Genomic DNA, 4,073 nt, shown 5'->3' with positions numbered 1-4,073 from the left:
TGCTGGCCTCCGCCGGGTGTTCGGGCGGCGCGTCCAGCGGCTCGCCGGAGGCCGGGGCGGGGACGGCCGTCCCGGCGGCGCTCAGCCCCTCGGCCTCGGCTTCGGGCCCGAGCGCGAGCGCGACCCTGCTCAGCCCCTCGCCGACCACCCCCACCGCGCCCTCGGGCACCTCGGCGGGCCCGACCTCGCTGCCGCTGACGCCGGACGTGACGGCCCGGCTGGACACCGCGGTGCAGCGGGTGCTGACGGAGGCCTCGGTGCCGGGGGTGATCGTCAACCTGTCGACGCCGCAGGGCGAGTACCTGAAGGCTTTCGGCGTCTCCGACAAGGTCTCGGGCACGGCGATGGTGACCGGGCTCAACATGCGGATCGGCAGCGAGACGAAGACCTTCACCGTCACCGGTCTGCTGCGGCTGGTGGACCAGGGCAAGGCGGGGCTGGACGACCCGATCGGCAAGTACGTGTCGGGTGTGCCGAACGGTGACACGATCACCCTGCGCCAGCTGGCCGACATGCGCAGCGGCCTGTTCTCGTACACCCAGGACGAGGACTTCGTGGCGGCGCTCCAGGCGGATCCGCAACGCTCCTTCACACCGGACCAGTTGCTCGCGTACGCGTTCAAGCACCCGGTGAACTTCGCGCCGGGGACGGGGTTCGACTACTCCAACACCAATACGGTGCTGATCGGGAAGGTGATCGAGAAGCTGGGCGGGCGGCCGCTCGGGGACTTCCTGAAGAAGGAGGTGTTCGACCCTGCGGACCTGGGCCGGACGGTGTTCCCGACGACGAACGCGTTCCCGCAGCCGCACGCCCGCGGGTACACCAACCAGACGGCGGACGGGACGATCGCGGACGCCACCGACTGGAACCCGTCCTGGGGTTGGGCGGCGGGGGCGATGATCTCGGACCAGGCGGACATGAAGAAGTGGGCCAAGGTGCTGGCCACCGGCACGCTGCTGACCCCGCAGACGCAGGCGCAGCGGCTCCAGCCGCAGCCCTCGGCGGTGCCGGACTCCTGGTACGGGCTGGGGGTGTTCTACAACCACGGGTGGATCGGGCACAACGGCTCGCTGCCGGGGTACCAGACGGTTGCGGTGTATCTGCCGTCCGCGCAGGCCTCGTTGGTGGTGCTGCTGAACACCGACATCACCTACAAGGGTTCGGCGCCGTCGACGCTGTTCGCGAAGGCGATCACGGAGGTCGTCTCGCCCGGGAACGTCTACGACCTGCCGTCGGCCCCGGCGGGCGGGGAAGAGCCTTCGGCGACGGGCGACGCGTCGGTGTCGACCTCGGTGACGCCGCCGGTGCCGTCGGCGGCGTGACCGGACGCGCGTGACCGGGCCCGCGTGACCGGACGCGCGTGAGCGGGTCCCACGGGACCGGGTCCGCGTGCCCGGGCGGGACGGCGCGGGTGCTCGGGGGCGGCGGTCAGCCTCCGAGCACCTGCGCCAGGTCGTAGGAGACCGGCTCCTCCAGCTGCTCGTAGGTGCAGCTCTCCGGTGTGCGGTCCGGACGCCAGCGGCGGAACTGCGCGGTGTGCCGGAAGCGGGTGCCCTCCATGTGGTCGTAGGCGACCTCGACGACGCGTTCGGGGCGCAGCGGCACCCAGGAGAGGTCCTTCTTCCCGGTCCAGCGGCTCTGCGCCCCGGGGAGTCTGGCGTCGGCGTGGGCGGCCTCGTCGGCCCAGGCCCCCCAGGGGTGGCCGGCGAGGTCGGTGGTGCGCAACGGCGCGAGTTCCTCGGCGAGTTCGTGTCGGCGGGCCATGGTGAAGGCGGCGCAGACGCCGACGTGCTGGAGGCGGCCCTCGGCGTCGTTGATCCCGAGCAGCAGGGAGCCGACGACGGGTCCGCTCTTGTGCTCGCGGTAGCCGGCGACCACGCAGTCGGCGGTGCGCTCGTGCTTGATCTTGTACATGGCGCGTTCGCCGGGCCGGTAGGGCTGGTCGAGCGGTTTGGCGACGATGCCGTCCAGTCCTGCGCCCTCGTACTGGGCGAACCAGGTTTCGGCGAGGTCGCGGTCGGTCGCGGCGGGGGCGGTGAAGACGGGGTCGGCGGCGTCGGCGAGGGCCGTTTCGAGGGCGGCGCGGCGGGCCGCGAGCGGCTGGTCGAGCAGGGACTTGTCGCCGAGGGCGAGCAGGTCGAAGGCGACGAAGGAGGCGGGGGTGCGTTCGGCGAGCAGTTCGACCCGGCTGGCGGCGGGGTGGATGCGTTCGAGGAGTTCCTCGAACCGCAGCCGGCCGTCGCGGGCGATGACCACTTCGCCGTCGAGGACGCAGCGCGGGGGTGTTTCGCGGCGCAGGGCCGTGACGAGTTCGGGGAAGTAGCGGGTGAGGGGTTTGCCGGTGCGGCTGCCGATCTCGATCTCGTCGCCGTCGCGGAAGACGATGGCGCGGAAGCCGTCCCATTTGGCCTCGTACTGCATGCCGGGCGGGATCTTGGCGACGGACTTGGCGAGCATCGGGGCGACGGGCGGCATCACGGGCAGGTCCATGCTTCCGATCCTCGCGCCGTCGCGGTCCGGACGCGCGGCGGCACGCGGGGCCGGCGGCACGCGGGCCCGGCGCGCGGGCACCACGGCCCCCCGGGTCGCCACGGCCGCCACGGCCGCCCAGGTCAGGACAGGCGCGGCGGGCGGCGCGCGCTTAGCGTGAGTGGCATGGGCTCTGCCGTGGAACTGGATGTCGCCGGGCGCACCGTCCGGCTGTCGAACCCCGACAAGGTGTACTTCCCGGAGCGCGGCTTCACCAAGCTGGACGTCGCCGAGTACTACCTGGCGGTCGCGGACGGGGTGCTGCGCGGGCTGCGGGACCGGCCGACCACGCTGCAGCGGTTCCCGGACGGGGTGGAGGGCGAGTTCTTCTACCAGAAGCGGGCGCCGAAGGGCCTGCCCGACTGGTTGCCGACCGCGCGGATCGCCTTCCCGAGCGGGCGCTCGGCGGACGAGATCTGTCCGGCCGAGCCGGCGGCGGTGCTGTGGGCGGCGAACCTCGGCTGTCTGACCTTCCACCCGTGGCCGGTGCGCCGCTCGGACACCGACCACGTGGACGAGCTGCGGATCGACCTGGACCCGCAGCCTGGCACGGACTTCCGGGACTCGGTGCGGGTCGCGCACGAGCTGCGGGCCGTCCTGGAGGAGCACGGGCTGCGGGGGTGGCCGAAGACCTCGGGCGGGCGCGGGGTGCACGTGTACGTGCCGCTGGTACCGGAGTGGACGTTCACCGACGGGCGACACGCGGTGATCGCGCTGGGCCGGGAGCTGGAGCGGCGGCTGCCGGGGCGGGTGACCACGGCGTGGTGGAAGGAGGAGCGTGGGGAGCGGATCTTCGTCGACTACAACCAGATGGCGCGGGACCGGACGATCGCCTCCGCCTATTCGCTGCGGGCCCGGCCCCGGGCGACGGCGTCGACGCCGCTGCTGTGGGAGGAGCTGGACGACGCGCTGCCGGAGGACTTCGACCTGCGGACGGTGCCGGTCCGGTTCGCGGAGGTGGGCGATCCGCACGCGGGGATGCAGGGTGAGGCGTTCCGGCTGGAGTCGCTGCTGGAGCTGTACGAGCGGCAGGTCGCGGACGGTGCGCACGGCGAGCTGCCGTATCCGCCGGACCATCCGAAGGCGGCGGGCGAGCCGACCCGGGTGCAGCCGAGCAGGGCACGGAAGAAGACCTGACGTGATCACGTAGGCTGATCGCCCACGAAGATCACCAAGGGGCGGGGAACGATGGCTGCACGGGGGCTGCGGGAGATTCTGGCGGACGCGGGGGCCGGGGTGTTCCCGCCGTCGGACGGTTCGGTGACGGTGGTGCCGCAGCCGTCGCCGCGCGAGGCGGGGGTGCTGTCCTTCTCCGCGCACGCGGTGGTGTTCACCGACGAGGACCCGGACTGGGTGCGGGCGACGCTGGCGGCCACGCCGAGCGACCCGCTGGCCGCGCCGCTGTGCCCGCCGTTCCTGACCGCGTTCGCCCGCCGCACCGGCCGGGAGAACGGCAACATCGACCTCCTGACGGTGGCCGACCGCCTGCCCGGCGGGCCGCCGGTGCCGCTCGCCCCGGTCGCGGACCTGGATCACCCCCGGGT

At 73.1% G+C, this 4,073-nt stretch carries 4 protein-coding genes and 1 pseudogene; 3 read left to right on the top strand and 2 right to left on the bottom strand.

What is annotated here, in order from left to right; translation table 11 throughout:
* The coding region (locus VR45_RS50545) for a hypothetical protein (RefSeq protein WP_353612688.1) at nt 1-277 on the bottom strand (277 nt) is incomplete at its 3' end.
* Between VR45_RS50545 and VR45_RS13135 the strand changes: the two genes are divergently transcribed.
* Nucleotides 258-1,322, top strand: coding sequence for a serine hydrolase domain-containing protein (locus VR45_RS13135; RefSeq protein WP_353612687.1), 1,065 nt, complete (start codon nt 258-260; stop codon nt 1,320-1,322). The two genes, VR45_RS50545 and VR45_RS13135, sit on opposite strands and share 20 nt — an antisense overlap.
* 106 nt (nt 1,323-1,428) lie before the next feature.
* On the opposite strand, the gene VR45_RS13130 is transcribed toward VR45_RS13135, so the two are convergent.
* Nucleotides 1,429-2,490: an ATP-dependent DNA ligase gene (locus VR45_RS13130; protein ID WP_045939904.1), complete on the bottom strand. Its 1,062-nt coding sequence runs from the start codon at nt 2,488-2,490 to the stop codon at nt 1,429-1,431.
* A 177-nt stretch (nt 2,491-2,667) separates the two neighbouring features.
* Here VR45_RS13130 and ligD point away from each other — a divergent pair, with 177 nt between their 5' ends.
* A complete protein-coding gene (ligD, locus tag VR45_RS13125) occupies nt 2,668-3,666 on the top strand; it encodes a non-homologous end-joining DNA ligase (protein ID WP_045939903.1) in 999 nt (332 codons plus the stop codon).
* Between the two features lie 51 nt (nt 3,667-3,717).
* Nucleotides 3,718-4,073: pseudogene (locus VR45_RS13120) on the top strand (GNAT family N-acetyltransferase); the annotation flags it as partial.

It is taken from the genome of Streptomyces sp. NRRL S-495, from assembly GCF_000966955.1.
GTDB lineage: Bacteria > Actinomycetota > Actinomycetes > Streptomycetales > Streptomycetaceae > Kitasatospora > Kitasatospora purpeofusca.
Note: the sequence above shows the minus strand (reverse complement) of the source record. Positions and strands in the feature narration are given on the sequence as shown.

What these genes read in the sequence shown, in the direction of transcription:
- VR45_RS13130 (WP_045939904.1), bottom strand. Translation starts at nt 2,490, where the DNA reads ATGGACCTGCCCGTGATGCCGCCCGTCGCCCCGATGCTCGCCAAGTCC.